Origin of the sequence: Streptomyces sp. NPDC001315 (assembly GCF_042896175.1) — a bacterium.
Classification (GTDB): Bacteria; Actinomycetota; Actinomycetes; order Streptomycetales; family Streptomycetaceae; genus Streptomyces.
Window position 1 is genome coordinate 52,950 of sequence record NZ_JBIAWZ010000024.1, and the last position, 14,226, is coordinate 67,175.

Here is a 14,226-nt window from a genome sequence, read left to right on the forward strand (position 1 = left end):
TTTCCTTACGCCTCGCGGCCGACGCCCACACCCCTCGCGGCCGGCGTCTGTGCTCCGCGGCCGGCGCCGGTGGCTACGCCCCGAAGGCCTTGCCCTGCCCCTTCACCGGCTTGGCGCCCGCGAGGAGATGGGCCGGGACGAGGTCGCGGGCGGGCTCGGTGTAGCCGACGGACACGATCTTGTCGCCCTGGTACGTGAAGGTCGTCAGCGAGGCGAGCGTGCACTGCCGCTTGCGCGGGTCGTGCCACAGCCGCCGCCGCTCGACGTACGACCGCACGGTCCAGATCGGCAGCTGATGACTGACGAGCACGGCCTCGTGCCCACGGGCCGCGTCCTTGGCGGCGTCCAGCGCCCCCATCATCCGCACGACCTGGTCGACGTACGGCTCGCCCCACGACGGCTTGAACGGGTTGACGAGGTGCTTCCAGTTGTCGGGCTTGCGCAGCGCGCCGTCCCCGACACCGAAGGTCTTGCCCTGGAAGACGTTGCCGGCCTCGATGAGCCGCGCGTCGGTGGCGAGGTCCAGCCCGTGCGCCTTGGCGATCGGCGTCGCCGTCTCCTGCGCCCGCTCCAGCGGGGAGGCGACGACATACGTGACGTCGCGGGAGGCGAGGTGCTCGGCGACCCGGTCGGCCATCTGCCGCCCCAGCTCGGACAGGTGGTACCCGGGCAGCCGCCCGTAGAGGATCCCGTCGGGGTTGGCTACTTCGCCGTGCCGCATGAGGTGTACGACGGTGAGGTCGCTGCTGCTGTTGCCGTTGCCGTTGCCGTTGCTCATGCTGCCGTGGCCTCCGCCGCCGCTCGGGCCGCCGCCGGAAGGGCGTCGGCGATCCGCTGAACCGCACGCTCGTCGTGGGCCGTGGACACGAACCAGGACTCGAAGGACGACGGCGGCAGGTAGACGCCGTTCGCCAGCAGCGCGTGGAAGAAGGCGGTGAAGCGGAAGGACTCCTGCGCCTTGGCGTCCTCATAGTTGCGGACCGGACGGTCCGTGAAGAAGACGGAGAACATGTTGGAGGCGCTCTGCAGCGTGTGCGCGACGCCTTCCTTGCTGAGGGCCTCGGAGACGAGCGTCTGGATCTGCCGCGACACGGCGTCGACCTTGTCGTACGCGGCGTCGTCGAGGAGGCGCAGCTGGGCGAGCCCGGCGGCGGTGGCGACCGGGTTCCCGGAGAGGGTGCCGGCCTGGTAGACGGGCCCGGCGGGCGCGAGGTGGCCCATGACATCGGCGCGCCCCCCGAAGGCGGCTGCGGGGAACCCGCCTCCCATGACCTTTCCGAAGGTCATGAGGTCGGGGGTGACTCCGTCGATCCCGTACCAGCCGCTCTTGCTGGTGCGGAAGCCGGTCATGACCTCGTCGGAGATGAACAGGGCCCCGTTCTGGGCGCAGGCGGCCTTGAGGCCCTGGTTGAACCCGGGCAGCGGCGGCACGACACCCATGTTCCCGGGCGAGGCCTCGGTGATGACGCAGGCGATCTCGCCGGGGTGGGCGTGGAAGGCCTCGTGCACCGCCTCGAGGTCGTTGTAGGGCAGGACGATGGTGTCGCCGGCCTGGGCCCCGGTGACGCCGGGGGTGTCGGGCAGGGCGAAGGTGGCCACGCCGCTGCCGGCCGCGGCGAGCAGGGAGTCGACGTGCCCGTGATAGCACCCGGCGAACTTGATCACCTTGGCCCGCCGGGTGAACCCGCGCGCGAGCCGGATGGCGGACATGGTGGCCTCGGTGCCGCTGGACACGAGCCGCACCTGCTGCACGGGCTCGACCCGCTCGACGATCTCCTCGGCGAGCGCGACCTCGCCCTCACCGGGAGTGCCGAAGGACGTACCGTGAGAGACGGCCGCCTGCACCGCGGCGATGACCTCGGGGTGGGAGTGTCCGAGGATCATGGGCCCCCAGGAACACACGAGATCGACGTATTCACGGCCATCCGCATCGGTCAGATACGGACCGTTGCCGGACACCATGAACCGGGGCGTACCGCCCACGGCACGGAAGGCACGGACCGGGGAGTTCACACCGCCCGGTGTGACGGTGGCCGCACGGTCGAACAGGGCCTGCGACACAGGCGCTTCGTAGGGATAGGGCGCTCCTGAAGAGGGCGATTCGCTCATGACCTGCGACTTCTCCGACCTTCTCCGACTTGCTCGGACTCCGCTTGCTGCGTGACATCCTCAGGGTAGGCCAGGGGCGGGGAAGGGCAGGGAGCAGTGGGGGCGACCCCGCGTATCGGCGGCGTACCGGCCGTGCACCGGCCGTGCACGAGCGGGGCCGGACCTCGGCAAACCGGTGGACCGCCCCCTGCCATCTGCGAAACTGGGACCTGATACACACAGCTACACGCAGCTCGGCTCGGGGGCTTCCGCACAGGCGCGCTCAGGGCTGCGAAGATCCTGCGGGCAGGTGTTTAACCGCACGTTTCGGCGAGCGGCCGTGGGGGAGGTCACTGACACGATGATCGGGTTGCGCGGCGGGGGCCACGCGTCCTAGAAAAGCAGTCGGGTGGAGATATGCATCGCGGTGGCGGACTGGGCGAGGGGACTGACGACCTGGGTCCTCGACGTGCCCGGCGGGGAAGGCACCGGCGCGACGCGGAGGAATCGACCGAAGCACGTCAGACACACGGTGGACCGATGGAGCCCGACCGGCGCGACCGCGAGGTCGACCGGCTCCGGGCGGGGAGCAGGAATGGTGGTCGGGTGGGGGTGACGTACAAATACTTCGGCGCGCCGGACGGCGCGACCGCGGCCCGCGTCCCGATCTCGATGCGCCCCGAGGAACTCGGCGGCGACGAGCTCGGCATGAACGGCATGTTCACCAAGATCAAGCCGGAGACGATGGCGGCCATGGTGCTGACCGGCATCGAAGGCGTCCCCCTCCACAAGGTGCCGCCCCTGGAACTGGTCGTCCTGCACCCCGACTACGCGGTCGTGAAACTCCCCATGACGGTCGTCGATCCCCTGCGCGACATCGGCGAGGAAGCGGTGGGCGCGGCGGCGTTCATCTGGTCGACGGTGCCGGACCGGGGCGGGCCGCGAGACGCCTTCAACGTGTACCAGTTGCTGCACGAATGGCAGGACTTCAGCCATCGGCTGCATGAGGCGGGGCATCAGCCGTACTGCCTGGTGTGGCCCTGACCTGGGGTTTCGTGGTGTTCGGGCGGGGCTTTCGGGCTCCGCCCTCGTCATGTCCCGGACGGGGCTGCGGCGGCTCCTCCACAGAAGAACCGTCGTCGGCGTGGACCTGGGCCACCGGCACGTGGGGGTCGCCGTCGCCGCGTTCGACCTGACGGTCCAGGCCGAGGACCGGGTCGCGGTGGACGTCGACGGCCACCCCGGGCGGGCACCAGCGGCATGCCCTGGCGCCGCTTCCTCGTCTTCAACGCCATCGGCGCCGCGCTGTGGGTCGGCCTGTGGGCGAGCCTCGCCTATGTGGCCGGCAGCCACATCACCGCCATCTACGACGAGATCAGCCGCTACCAGCTCTACGCACTCATCGCCCTGGTCGTCCTGGTCGCCGCACTCGTCCTCCGGCACGTATGGCGCCGCCAGCACCAGGACTGACCCGGGGACTGTTCACGTCTAGCGTTCGGGTACGGCCGACACCCGGCGACAGCGAGCGAGCACGACCACCGCGCCCAGCCCGATCAGGGCCGCGAGCGCCCCGTAGCCGTAGGTGAGCGTGGCGAGTGAGGCGACGACGGCGATGAGCAGCGGACCGCCCGCGTCGCCGAGTTCGCGGCCGAGTTCGGCGGTGCCCATGGTCTGGCCCAGGCGTTCGACGGGGGTCCCCGCAGCCAGGGCGGCGAAGCCGAGCGGGGTGATCAGGCCCGTGCCGACGCCGATCAGGGCGGCCCCGACGAGGATGCCGGTCAGTCCCGGCAGCATCGCGCAGGCCAGCCCCGCGGCGGTGACCGACAGCCCCGCGGCAAGGCCGGTCCGAGTGGTGAGGCGGCCGTCGTCCAGAGCGCGCCCTGCTCGCGGCTGGACGACGGCCGCGCATCCGGCGAGTACCGACACCGCTGCCCCGGTCGCAACGGTGCCCAGCCCTGCCGCCCGGCCGGAGACGGGCAGGAAGCCGACGCCTACCGACAGCGCCGCGGTGGCCGCGGCGAGCGCGGCCGTCGGGGCGAGGAAGACCGGGTCGGCCAGCCGGCGGCCCAGGTCCAGGAGTGTCTGCCGGGCCTTGGGCAGCGGCGGTACGTCGGGGACGGCGAGCGCGGCCCAGAGCGCGACCGTAGCGCCGAGCACCGCCAGTACGGTGAAGAGCAGGCGCAGTCCGCCAGCCCAGACCAGGACGCCGCCGAGCAGCGGCCCGAGGGTGTAGCCGATGGACTTGTAGAAGCCGTAACTCCCGAAGGCCCGGCCGTGCTTGACCGCCGGGTTGAGCCGGGCCACCAGGGCCGAGGCCGACGGGGAGAAGGCGGAGGCCGCGGCTCCCTGGCCGAGGCGCGCGGCCCAGAGCCAGCCGGGGCTGTCGGCGAGGGCGTACAGCGCGGAGGCGAGAGCGAAGGCGACCAGGCCGCCGAGAAGGACAGGACGCGCGCCGATCCGGTCGGCGAGGGTGCCGAACACCGGCTTCAGCACCACCTCGGCACCGTCGTACAGCGCGAGCAGACCGCCCAGCACCAGCAACGAGGTGACAGCGCCATTGCCGTGGCCGCCGAGGTTGGCGGCGATGCCGTGCGCGCCGAAGGCAGTGGTGAACCCCGACGCGTACAGCGGCCACATCTGCCGCGCGGGGGCCGCCTGTGCGGTCACTGCTCCTCCTCCGGTATCTGGTGGAGTGCGGCGAAGACCCGCTCGGCGTAGTCCTCGCAGGCGGCGGTGGACTGCCTGAGCCGTTCGCCGGCCTCGGCCGCCTCCGGAGCGCCGAACACGTCGCGCACGGTCAGGTCACGGTGCCAGCGCCGCAGCCGCTCCAGCGATTGCTCCTCTTCCTCCAGCTCGGCCAGCGTGAACTTGGCGGTCCGGATCTCCTTGGCCAGCTCAGCCTCGAACTTGCCGCAGTCCGCGAGGAACTCCGCCCAGTCCGCGGAGCGCGCGGCGGTGAACATCGCCTGGAAGCGGGTCGCGTCCTGGGGCCCGCGTCCGCACGCGGTCAAGGCCACCGCCTGTCCGCCCGCCTGCTCAGTGAGCGCAACCGCCCGGCCGACGCCGTCGGCGAAGACCGGCACGTCCGGAACGGCCCACACGCCCTGACCGAGCGAGAGCGCGCCGATCCTGCGCAGCTCCCGCCACACCGCCACCCGGTGCCGCGACGGCTCTGCGGGCAGCTTCACCACGAGAACGAGCCACTGTCCCGTCGCCGCCTGCTTCGGGGACTTGCCGGACTCGCTGGTCTTGCTGGACACACTGGGAAATGTAACGCCCGTTACCTGTCTCTGAGTAGCGGTGCCTCAACCAGCCCCCTCCGGGGCGGGCGTCAGCGCTTGATCGCGCCGGCGATGAGCGCCTGCAGCTGCCCGGCGGTGCGGTCGAGCGGCTCGGTGCTGCGTTTGGCCCGACACAGGGCGACCGTCCCCTCGACGGCCGCGACGACGAGCGTGGCGAGCTGCGCGGACTGCTCCGCCTCAGCGCCGTGTTCCCGCAGCGAGGTGGCCAGAAGGTTCTCCCACTGATCGAAGACCTCGGCTGCGGCAGCCAGGGCGGGCGGGATCTCATCGTCGGCCGGGGGCTCCTCGATGGCCACGGCCAGGACCGGGCAGCCGGCGCGGAAGTCACTCTCCACGACGATCGCGCGCCACAGGGCGGCGTCCGTACCCTCACCGGGCAGCTCGCGGGGCGACGACGCGCCAGGGGCGAGATCCCCGAAGTCGACGAATTCCCCACGGGAACACGGATATACAGCCCGGTCACCGGAGCCGGCAGCCCGCTCGCCCCGCCGATGCGGGTCACGCCCGCCGACGACGGCCTGATCGGCGAGTGCGCCCTCGGCATCCCTCACGAAGGTCCGCCCGGCTACGGCCACGGTGGCATGAGCGCGATGCTCCTGGACGAACTCATGGGCCGCGCCTGCGCGGCAGCCGGGATGCCCGGCCTGACCGTCTCCCTCCAGATGCGCTATCACCGCCCGGTCCCGCTGCAAACACCCCTGCGCATCCTCGCGCGAGTCACCGGCACAGACGACCGCAAGATCTTCGTGAGCGGATCGATCACCAGCCGGGCAGACCCTGACACGGAGCTCGTCACGGCTGAAGGGACCTTCGTCGCCCCCGACCCGCACCGCGCCCGCGCTCTGTTCCCCGGCATGCAGCCGTCCTGAGCAGCACCCACGGTTCGGGCCGGCCCGTCCACGATCGGCTGCCATGGACTGGCTGGATCGGATCGCGAAGCTGAGGCATCGAGAACTGCTCCGAGCCGCCACCGTCACTTCGCACGCGACCGGGCGCCGCGCAGAAACAGGGCGCTGGTGAGGACGCCGAGGAGCACGATCGCGGCGTTCACCGCGACCGCGACCTTCAGGCCGCCGAGGATGTCCGAGTCCCCGGATCCGGTCATGGCGGCGGTGGCGATGGCGCTCATGATCGGCGTGCCCATGGTGATGCCGATCTGCTGGGTCATGGTGGCCAGGCCCGTCGCCAGGCCCTGTTCATGGTCGGCGAGCCCGGAGGTGGCGGTGACCATGAAACCGACGATGACGAGCATGTTGCCGACACCGCCGGCGAAGGTGGCGACCAACAACAGCCACATCCACGAGCGGCCGTCACCGAGGCCGAGCAGGGCCGCCGTGAAGAGGGTCTGCAGGACCCCGCCGGTGATCAGCGTCGCCTTGCTGCCGACCCTCCCGATGGCCTTGGGCGCGATCGAGCCGCCGACGACCGTGCCGATGCCCAGCACGCCGAAGGACAGGCCCGCGCCCAGCGGGGAGAAGCCGAGCACTTCCTGGAGGTAGAGGGTCATCAGGAAGACCAGGGACGTCTCCGTGAGGAACGCGATCAGACCGGCGACGTTGCCCCAGGCCACCGACCGCTTGCCGAGCACGCTGAGGGGGACCAGCGGCGCGGACACCCTGCGTTCGACGGCGAAGAAGACGAGCAGCAGCACGACGCCCGCCGCCAGCGACAGCAGCACCGGCGACGAACCCCAGCCGTGCTCACCGGCCTGAGCGAAGCCGAACACGACGGCCAGCAGGCCGAGTGTGACGCTGACGGCACCGGGCACGTCCAGCTTCGGGCGCTCGTCGGGCCGGGACTCCTTGATGACCGTCGGCGCGACGAACAGGACGGCGAGGGCGACGGGCACGTTGACGAAGAACGCCCACCGCCACGACAGCAGGTCCGTCAGCACACCGCCGAGAATCGCTCCGGTGGTGAACCCGGCCGACATCAACGCCCCGTTGAGGCCGAGCGCCTTCTCCCGCAAAGGCCCTTCCGGGAACGAGGTCGTCAGCAGCGACAGCCCCGCCGGGGTCACCGCCGCGGTGGCCAGTCCCTGGAAGACACGGGCCGCGATCAGCGTCTCCGGGTTCTGCGCCAGGCCGCCCACCAGCGAGGCCGCGCCGAGTACGACGAGACCGCCGAGGAACAGCCGCCGCCGGCCGAACAGGTCCGCGACCCGGCCGAAGAGCAGCGTGAAGCCCGCGGCGCACAGGGCGAACGAGGTGGCGATCCACTGCAGGTGCGCCAGGGAGAAGCCGAGGCCCTCACCGATCACCGGCAGCGCCACGTTCAGGATGGAGAAGTCCACGGCCAGCATGAACTGGGCCGCGAGCAGCAGTACGAGCACCAGCCGCAGCCGGGGGGTGAGTTCGGCCGGAGCCGTGCCGACGGCGGCACCGGGTCCGACCCCGGGTGCGGTACCGGCCGCCTCCGAATCGATGACGGACATGATGTCGAGTCCCTTCCTCTCACGCAGAGTTGCGGAGAAAGAAGGCTCGCCCGCGGCCGTCATCCCAGCCAGAACCCTGCCTGGCACAGCCGGCGCGAGAGTAGTCATCGCAGGACCACCCTTACGGCCCCGAGCGGCGGCGCCTGCGGGCACCATGGAGAACGTCGGAGCCATGACACGGGAGGCGTTGATGGACACTCCGTCCGAACTGGGCGACTTTCTCAAGTCCCGCCGTGCCGCACTGCGCCCCGAGGACGTCGGCATCACGCCGCACCCGACCCGCCGTCGCGTCACCGGGCTGCGCCGCGAGGAACTGTCGATGCTGGCGGGCGTCAGCATCACCCACTACACCCGCCTCGAACAGGGCCGCGCCACCAGCGCCTCGGACGCCGTACTGGAGTCGATCGCGCGTACTCTGCGCCTCACCGACGACGAGACCGCCCACCTGAAAGCCCTCGCCCGCCCCACCCCCGCGTCCCGCCCCGCTCCGCCCCGGGTGGAGTACGCCAGTCCCTCGGCCCGGCAACTGCTCGCAGCCATGACCGACGTACCGGCCCTCGTCCTGGACCGGCGCACCGACGTCCTCGCCTGGAACCGGCTGGGCCACGCGCTGCTCGCCGGCCATCTGGCTCCCGAGTGCCCGGACACACCGGCCGCCCGCCCCAACCTGACTCGGATGCTCTTCCTGGACGAGCAGTACCGGGACCAGTACCCGAACTGGAACGAGGAGGCGCAGCTCGCCGTCGCCTCCCTCCGCCTGGTCGCCGGGCGCCACCCCGACGACCGCTCCCTGGCCGGGCTCGTCGGTCACCTCGCCATGAACTGCTCCGAGTTCGCCTCCCGCTGGGCCCGGCACCCGGTGCGCACCTGCACATCGGGAGTGAAGCAACTGCACCATCCGCTCGTCGGCGCGATGGAGCTCAGCTTCGAGAGCCTCGACATCCCCGGCACCTCCGGCCGGCGCCTGATCGCCTACACCGCCGAGCCCGACTCCCCGTCGGAGGCGGCGCTACGACTCCTCGGCAACGTCACCGCTTCGACATCCGCCGACAGCGCTGCCGCCGTACGACCCTGACGACAGCTCAGGCGCCGCGCTGCCCGGCGTACGGCGGCTCGGACGGGCCGAGGCGGGCGTGGGCGAGGGCTGTAGCCCCCCGGATCCCTGCGCAATTCATCGATTCCCGGCTGATCCTTTCGCGGCGCGAGGTGACCGAGCTGACTCGGCCGTCACTCAGTGGCTCACGACCGGCATGGAACCCGCGCAGATCACCGAAGCACTCACCGCCCGGCCGCCGGCCCCTCTGGCAGGGCAGCAGCCTTACTGCCTGGCCCGGTCCCGAGCCCGTGGCCGATCATGTGTGCATGGCCAAGTCCACCAGAAGAGGCGATCTGTTCCCCGGTGCCGACAGCGCCGCCCGCTTCGCCACCCCCGCCACCGCCGGCGAACGACGCCTGCTCACCGACGTCCTGGCCGCCCAGCGCGCCACGCTCGAATTGAAGTGCTCAGGGCTGGGGACGGAGTTGGTGCTGCGGGCGGTGGAGCCGTCCACGTTGTCGTTGCTCGGGATCGTCCGGCATCTCGCCGATGTCGAGCGGCGCTGGTTCCGGCGGGTGCTGGCCGGGCAGGACGCGCCCGCGCTGTTCTCGTCCGTGGCCGAGCCCGACGGGGACTTCGACGGCGCCGTGTCCGATCCGGCGGTGGTGGCGGCTTCGTGGGAGGCGTGGCGGGGCGAAGTGGCGTTCGCCGAAGCGTTCGTGAACGAGGCGGCCGATCTCGATGTCCAGGGGGTCGACTCATGGCGCGGGACCGTCTCGCTGCGCTGGGTGCTCATCCACATGGTCGAGGAGTACGCCCGCCACAACGGCCACGCCGATCTCCTGCGCGAGCGGATCGACGGCGAGATCGGGCTCTGAGCCACCTGAGTTGTCCCGGCCCCGGCCCCGGCCAGGCGGCGGGTGAGGGACGCGGTGGCGGAGATGGCCAGGGCCCTGCCCAGGACGTACGTGAAGACGGCGGCCGAGGCGCGGTCGGCCTCGGCGTCCGTGAAGCCGGCGTCCTCGTGGACGGCGAGGTCAGTGGGTCGCGGGGCATGCGCCCACGATAGGCACCGGAGGATCCCCCAGCCCCCTGCCCCTGCCCCTCCATCACGACCCGCCGTCAGGAGGAGGGGACGAGTGGGAGGGCGTCCGAGTACGCGTTCACCGGCTGGGCGACCTCCTTGACGGTACGGGCGTCGAGCGCGGCCGCGGCTGACTTCGTGCCCAGCGTGCCGCCGGGGTGCCAGGTGCCCGTGACCGTCACCCAGGTGTTGGCGGGCAGGGCCGGAGGGCCGTAGATCCGCACCTTCACGGACTGGGCGTCCGCCGCGCAGCACGTGAAGATGATCCGGGCCAGGTACCAGCCGCCGCCCTTCTTGTCGGGCGCGACGAAACCGGTCATCTGGATGCTGCGGCCCTTGATGGCCTGCTCGCGGTCCTGCTGCGCCCGGCGGGTGAAGTCGGTGAGGGTCAGCGGGACCGGCGAGGTCGCGGGCAGCGGGTCGAAGTGCCGCTGCTCCGTGACGGCCTTGGGAGCCTCGCGGGAGGCGGTGTACGCGCCCAGGGCGGGCGGCGCGAAGAAGAGCAGACTCAGCGCGGGGAGGAACAGCAGCCAGGCGACGCGGGGCACGGAAGAGTGGTCGTGCCCGTGGGCATGGCTGTGCCCCTCACCGCCGTGCCCCTCACCGCCATGCCCCTGGCCGTCGTGGCACTCGCCGTCGCGACCTTCACCACCGCGGCCCTCCCCATCGCGGCCCTCACCCGGCTCCCGCCGCGACGACCACGCCTCCGCCACCCCCAGTACGAGCAGCAGCACCCCCGACGCGATCAGCATCGGGCGCATCCCCGCCCTGACGTACCTGAGGCACAGGTCGGTGAAGAGCGAGGCGTGGAGCAGGCCGAGGCCGCTGAGGACGAGCAGGGTCACCTGGAAGGGACGTTTCACAGCAGGGCCCCTCCGATCAGCGCGCTGGACAGGACGGCGACAACGGTCGTGGCGGCGGAGAAACGAACGGCGAACGCCCGGCCGAACGTACCCGCCTGAAGGGCGATCAGCTTCAGGTCGACCATGGGCCCGACCACCATGAAGGCCAGCCGTGCCACGGGTGAGAAGCCGGTGAGGGAGGCCGCGACGAACGCGTCGGCCTCGGAGCACACCGCGAGCACGACGGCGAGCGCGGCCAGGAACAGCACCGACAGCCACGGCGAGCCGGAGAACGTGTCGAGCAGGGAGCGCGGGACGGTGACGTTGAAGGTGGCCGCCGCCATCGCCCCGAGGACCAGGAAGCCGCCCGCGTGCAGGAAGTCGTGCTGGAAGCCGAGCCGGAACTCCGTCCAGCGGCTGTGCCCGGGCCGGTGACCGGTGTGCCGTACGGTCGGCTTGAGCCACTTCTCGCGGCCCAGGAAGAGCCACAGCCAGCCCATCAGGGCGGCGGTGGCGAGCGAGGCGAGCAGCCGGGCCAGGACCATGGCGGGGCTGCCGGGGAAGGCGATGGCCGTCGCGGTCAGGACGACCGGGTTGACGGCGGGTGCCGACAGCAGGAACGCGAAGGCGGCGGCCGGCGGGACGCCCCGGCCGATGAGGCTGTTCGCGACCGGCACCGACGCGCACTCGCAGCCGGGAAGTACGACCCCGGCGACTCCCGCGACCGGGACGGCGAGCACGGGCCGCCGGGGCAGCACCCGGCTGAACACCCGCGCCGGCACGAACGCGTTGATCGCGCCGGACAGGGCCGTGCCCAGCAGCAGGAACGGCAGCGCCTGAACGGTGACGGCGAGACACACGGTCCGCCAGGCCTGCACCGCCGGTGCGTCCATCCAGCGGCCGACGACGAAGAGTGCGACACCGGGGAGGACGGCCGCCCCCAGCAGCACGAGCGGCCAGAAACGCGGCCGGCCGCGTGAGAGGGCGCCGTTGTCGTCAGTGGCCGTGAGGGCCGCCAGGGCCGCGACCGCCGACTCGGCCTCCTCGGCCGGTTCAACTGTCTTCTGCACGCCATCTCCGAACGTCGGATCTTCGGATATTGGGATCTTCGGACCGAAGATAGCGGCCCCGACGGCCGTCGATAGCGTCACGACATGCCACGAAAGCCCCATAAGACCCTCAAGCCCCGTCCAGGCCCTCCCCCTCCATCGCGCCCCCGCCCACCGTGAACCCGATGACCGTCCCGCCCCCCTCCCGCCGGAAGGCGAACGGCGCTCCCCCGTGTGCCAGGGCCACCTCCCGCACGATGGACAGGCCGAGGCCGGAGCCGGGCAGGGCGCGGGCGTCGGCGGCGCGGTAGAAGCGGTCGAAGATGCGGATCAGGTCGGCGTCGGCGATGCCCGGGCCGCGGTCGAGGACCTCCACGCGGACCGTCCCCGGCCGGGCCGGGCCCGCGACGTGGACCTCGATGGGCGAGGTGCCGTCGCGGTCGAACTTCGTGGCGTTCTCGACCAGGTTGGACACCGCCCGCTGGAGCAGGCCCGGGCGCCCGTGGGCCGTGGTGTCGCCGCTCGCGCGCAGCACGACCTCCCGCCCGGTGCGGCGGCGGGCGAGGCCGACGACGTCCTCGGCGATGTCGGCGAGGTCGACCTGCTGCGAGGGCTCGGTGTCGGACTGTCCGGCGGCGAGGTCGACGAGCTCGTTGACCAGGTCGGTCAGTTCACGCGCCTCCTGCGTGAGGTCGGCGACCAGTTCGTCGCGCGTGGCGGGCGGGAGTTCGTCGATCCTCCGCAGCAGCGAGATGTTCGTACGGAGCGAGGTGAGCGGCGTACGGAGTTCGTGGCCGGCGTCCTGGACCAGGCGGCGCTGGTCCTCCTCCGACTGGGCCAGGCGGCCCAGCATGCGGTCGAAGGCGCGGCCGAGGCGGCCCACCTCGTCGTAGCCGGTCACCGGCACCTGTACGCCCAGCCGGCGGGTGCGTGCCACGTCCTCGGCGGCCGAGGTGAGGACGACCAGGCGGCGGGTGATGCGGCGGGCCAGCCACCAGCCGAACAGGCCGGCCGCGGTGACGACGGCCGCCATCAGCGCCAGCGTCCGCTGCTGGAGCGCCCGCAGCAGGTCCTCGGTGTCGCTGAACTCCTGAGCCACCTGCACCGCGCCCCGGCCGCCGCCGAGGGCGACGGTCGCGATGCGGTAGACGTCGTTGCCGACGTCGACGTCCTTGTGCTGGGTGAGCTGCCCGGCGTCGGCGGCCGCGGCGGTCCTGCGGTCGGCGGCGGTGACCGGCAGGCCCGGGCTGCCGCTGTCGACGACCGTGCCGTCCGGGCCCAGCACCTGCACGTCCGTCCGGGCGGGCCGTACGACGTCGTGGCCGGGCGCGGAGGAGGAGAAGTCTTCGGGCGTCATCCGGTGCTGGCCGACCTCGTCGCGCAGGTCCTGCACGACCTCGGCGAACACGGTCTGCTGGTCGACGCGCACGAGGCGGGCGGCGGAGCTGTACGACAGAATGCCGACGAGGACGGTGACGGCCGCGGTGACCGCCGCGAACGACACCGCGAGGGTGGTACGCAGCGACACCAGCCCGGGCCGCCGCCTGGCCAGCAGCCGCCTGAGCCGGCCCACTCAGTCCTCCCGCAGCACGTAACCCACGCCGCGCACCGTGTGGATCAGCTGCGGCGCGCCGGGCTCGTCGAGCTTGCGGCGCAGGTAGCCGACGTACACGGCGAGGTTCTTGGAGCCGGGTCCGAAGTCGTAGCCCCAGATGCGGTCGTAGATGGTGGAGTGGTCGAGGACGATGCCCGAGTTGCGCACCAGCAGTTCCAGCAGTTCGAACTCGGTGCGGGTCAGCTCCAGCTCACGCTCCCCGCGCCAGGCCCGGCGCGCCTGCGGATCCATGCGCAGCCCGGCCGCCTGGATGTACCGCTCGGACAGGACCGCGCCCGGCGATGACCCCGGCGATGATCCCTGCGACGGCCCCGCCGACGATCCTGGCGGCGATCCCGGCGGCGCCTCCTTCGGGGCGTCGGGGGCGGTGGCGACGGACTCGTTCGGGCTGGTGCGGCGCAGCAGGGCGCGCAGCCGGGCGAAGACCTCCTCCACGTCGAAGGGCTTGACGACGTAGTCGTCGGCGCCGGCGTCCAGGCCCGCGATCCGGTCGGCGGTCTCCACCAGCGCGGTCAGCATGAGGATCGGGGTGCGGTCGCCCTCGGCGCGCAGCACCCGGCAGACCTGGAGTCCGTCGATGCCGGGCATCATCACGTCGAGGACGAGCACGTCCGGCGGGGTGCGGTGGGCCTGCGCCAGCGCCTCGACGCCGTCGGCGACCGCGGTGACCTGGTAGCCCTCCAGGGCCAGGGCACGCTCCAGGGCGTGGCGGATGGCGCGGTCGTCTTCGGCGAGCAGCACAGTCGGGGGCACGAGCCCAGTCTGCCAAGGTTCCG

Annotated in this window: 15 protein-coding genes; 5 read left to right on the forward strand and 10 right to left on the reverse strand. The window is 72.0% G+C overall.

The genetic code is table 11. The annotated features are described in order from the left end of the window. Positions 1-73: 73 nt before the first annotated feature. Both ACFY16_RS37105 and hemL read right to left on the reverse strand, forming a co-directional pair. Entirely contained in the window at positions 74-778 is a 705-nt protein-coding gene (locus tag ACFY16_RS37105; RefSeq protein ID WP_390651621.1) for a histidine phosphatase family protein, read from the reverse strand. Next, complete coding sequence (gene hemL, locus ACFY16_RS37110; RefSeq protein WP_390651622.1) at positions 775-2,109, reverse strand: glutamate-1-semialdehyde 2,1-aminomutase; 1,335 nt, start codon at positions 2,107-2,109, stop codon at positions 775-777. Before hemL ends, ACFY16_RS37105 begins: the two co-directional genes overlap by 4 nt. A gap of 396 nt (positions 2,110-2,505) precedes the next feature. On the opposite strand from hemL, the gene ACFY16_RS37115 reads away from it, so the two are divergent. Beyond that, positions 2,506-3,132 carry a hypothetical protein gene (locus tag ACFY16_RS37115; RefSeq protein ID WP_390651623.1) on the forward strand — a complete coding sequence of 209 codons (627 nt, stop codon included), beginning with the start codon at positions 2,506-2,508 and terminating at the stop codon, positions 3,130-3,132. A gap of 216 nt (positions 3,133-3,348) precedes the next feature. Beyond that, entirely contained in the window at positions 3,349-3,558 is a 210-nt protein-coding gene (locus ACFY16_RS37120; RefSeq protein ID WP_390651624.1) for a DedA family protein, read from the forward strand. Between the two features lie 18 nt (positions 3,559-3,576). On the opposite strand, the gene ACFY16_RS37125 is transcribed toward ACFY16_RS37120, so the two are convergent. The 3 genes from ACFY16_RS37125 to ACFY16_RS37135 all read right to left on the reverse strand — a co-directional run bounded on the left by ACFY16_RS37125 (position 3,577) and on the right by ACFY16_RS37135 (position 5,965). Continuing rightward, the gene (locus ACFY16_RS37125) at positions 3,577-4,725 is read right to left on the reverse strand and encodes an MFS transporter (protein WP_390651674.1); all 1,149 of its coding nucleotides are present in this window, start codon (positions 4,723-4,725) and stop codon (positions 3,577-3,579) included. Between the two features lie 26 nt (positions 4,726-4,751). Beyond that, a complete protein-coding gene (locus tag ACFY16_RS37130) occupies positions 4,752-5,348 on the reverse strand; it encodes a Chromate resistance protein ChrB (protein ID WP_390651625.1) in 597 nt (198 codons plus the stop codon). A 71-nt stretch (positions 5,349-5,419) separates the two neighbouring features. Continuing rightward, positions 5,420-5,965, reverse strand: a complete 546-nt coding sequence (locus ACFY16_RS37135) for a TetR family transcriptional regulator C-terminal domain-containing protein (RefSeq protein WP_390651626.1) — start codon at positions 5,963-5,965, stop codon at positions 5,420-5,422. 6 nt (positions 5,966-5,971) lie between these two features. Here ACFY16_RS37135 and ACFY16_RS37140 point away from each other — a divergent pair, with 6 nt between their 5' ends. Then, positions 5,972-6,259 (forward strand): PaaI family thioesterase, encoded by a 288-nt coding sequence (locus ACFY16_RS37140; RefSeq protein ID WP_390651627.1) that lies wholly within the window; start codon positions 5,972-5,974, stop codon positions 6,257-6,259. Between the two features lie 104 nt (positions 6,260-6,363). Here the strand turns inward: ACFY16_RS37140 and ACFY16_RS37145 are convergent, their stop codons facing one another. Next, a complete protein-coding gene (locus ACFY16_RS37145) occupies positions 6,364-7,824 on the reverse strand; it encodes an MFS transporter (protein ID WP_390651628.1) in 1,461 nt (486 codons plus the stop codon). 190 nt (positions 7,825-8,014) lie between these two features. Between ACFY16_RS37145 and ACFY16_RS37150 the strand changes: the two genes are divergently transcribed. Both ACFY16_RS37150 and ACFY16_RS37155 read left to right on the forward strand, forming a co-directional pair. Next, positions 8,015-8,899, forward strand: coding sequence for a helix-turn-helix transcriptional regulator (locus tag ACFY16_RS37150; RefSeq protein ID WP_390651629.1), 885 nt, complete (start codon positions 8,015-8,017; stop codon positions 8,897-8,899). Between the two features lie 287 nt (positions 8,900-9,186). Further along, a complete protein-coding gene (locus tag ACFY16_RS37155; protein ID WP_390651630.1) occupies positions 9,187-9,738 on the forward strand; it encodes a DinB family protein in 552 nt (183 codons plus the stop codon). 244 nt (positions 9,739-9,982) lie between these two features. On the opposite strand, the gene ACFY16_RS37160 is transcribed toward ACFY16_RS37155, so the two are convergent. The 4 genes from ACFY16_RS37160 to ACFY16_RS37175 all read right to left on the reverse strand — a co-directional run bounded on the left by ACFY16_RS37160 (position 9,983) and on the right by ACFY16_RS37175 (position 14,203). After that, positions 9,983-10,807: a TIGR03943 family putative permease subunit gene (locus tag ACFY16_RS37160; protein WP_390651631.1), complete on the reverse strand. Its 825-nt coding sequence runs from the start codon at positions 10,805-10,807 to the stop codon at positions 9,983-9,985. After that, positions 10,804-11,856 (reverse strand): permease, encoded by a 1,053-nt coding sequence (locus tag ACFY16_RS37165; RefSeq protein WP_390651632.1) that lies wholly within the window; start codon positions 11,854-11,856, stop codon positions 10,804-10,806. Before ACFY16_RS37165 ends, ACFY16_RS37160 begins: the two co-directional genes overlap by 4 nt. Positions 11,857-11,965: 109 nt before the next feature. Then, on the reverse strand, positions 11,966-13,408 hold the full coding sequence (locus tag ACFY16_RS37170) for an ATP-binding protein (protein ID WP_390651633.1): 1,443 nt from the start codon (positions 13,406-13,408) through the stop codon (positions 11,966-11,968). Beyond that, complete coding sequence (locus ACFY16_RS37175) at positions 13,409-14,203, reverse strand: response regulator transcription factor (RefSeq protein WP_390651634.1); 795 nt, start codon at positions 14,201-14,203, stop codon at positions 13,409-13,411. Between the last annotated feature and the right edge of the window lie 23 nt (positions 14,204-14,226).

Coding starts and splice junctions, on each gene's coding strand:
- ACFY16_RS37115 (WP_390651623.1), top strand. CDS start 2,506: ATGCATCGCGGTGGCGGACTGGGCGAGGGGACTGACGACCTGGGTCCT.
- ACFY16_RS37120 (WP_390651624.1), top strand. CDS start 3,349: ATGCCCTGGCGCCGCTTCCTCGTCTTCAACGCCATCGGCGCCGCGCTG.
- ACFY16_RS37150 (WP_390651629.1), top strand. CDS start 8,015: ATGGACACTCCGTCCGAACTGGGCGACTTTCTCAAGTCCCGCCGTGCC.
- ACFY16_RS37145 (WP_390651628.1), bottom strand. CDS start 7,824: ATGTCCGTCATCGATTCGGAGGCGGCCGGTACCGCACCCGGGGTCGGA.
- ACFY16_RS37125 (WP_390651674.1), bottom strand. CDS start 4,725: ATGTGGCCGCTGTACGCGTCGGGGTTCACCACTGCCTTCGGCGCGCAC.
- ACFY16_RS37105 (WP_390651621.1), bottom strand. CDS start 778: ATGAGCAACGGCAACGGCAACGGCAACAGCAGCAGCGACCTCACCGTC.
- ACFY16_RS37155 (WP_390651630.1), top strand. CDS start 9,187: ATGGCCAAGTCCACCAGAAGAGGCGATCTGTTCCCCGGTGCCGACAGC.
- hemL (WP_390651622.1), bottom strand. CDS start 2,109: ATGAGCGAATCGCCCTCTTCAGGAGCGCCCTATCCCTACGAAGCGCCT.
- ACFY16_RS37140 (WP_390651627.1), top strand. CDS start 5,972: ATGAGCGCGATGCTCCTGGACGAACTCATGGGCCGCGCCTGCGCGGCA.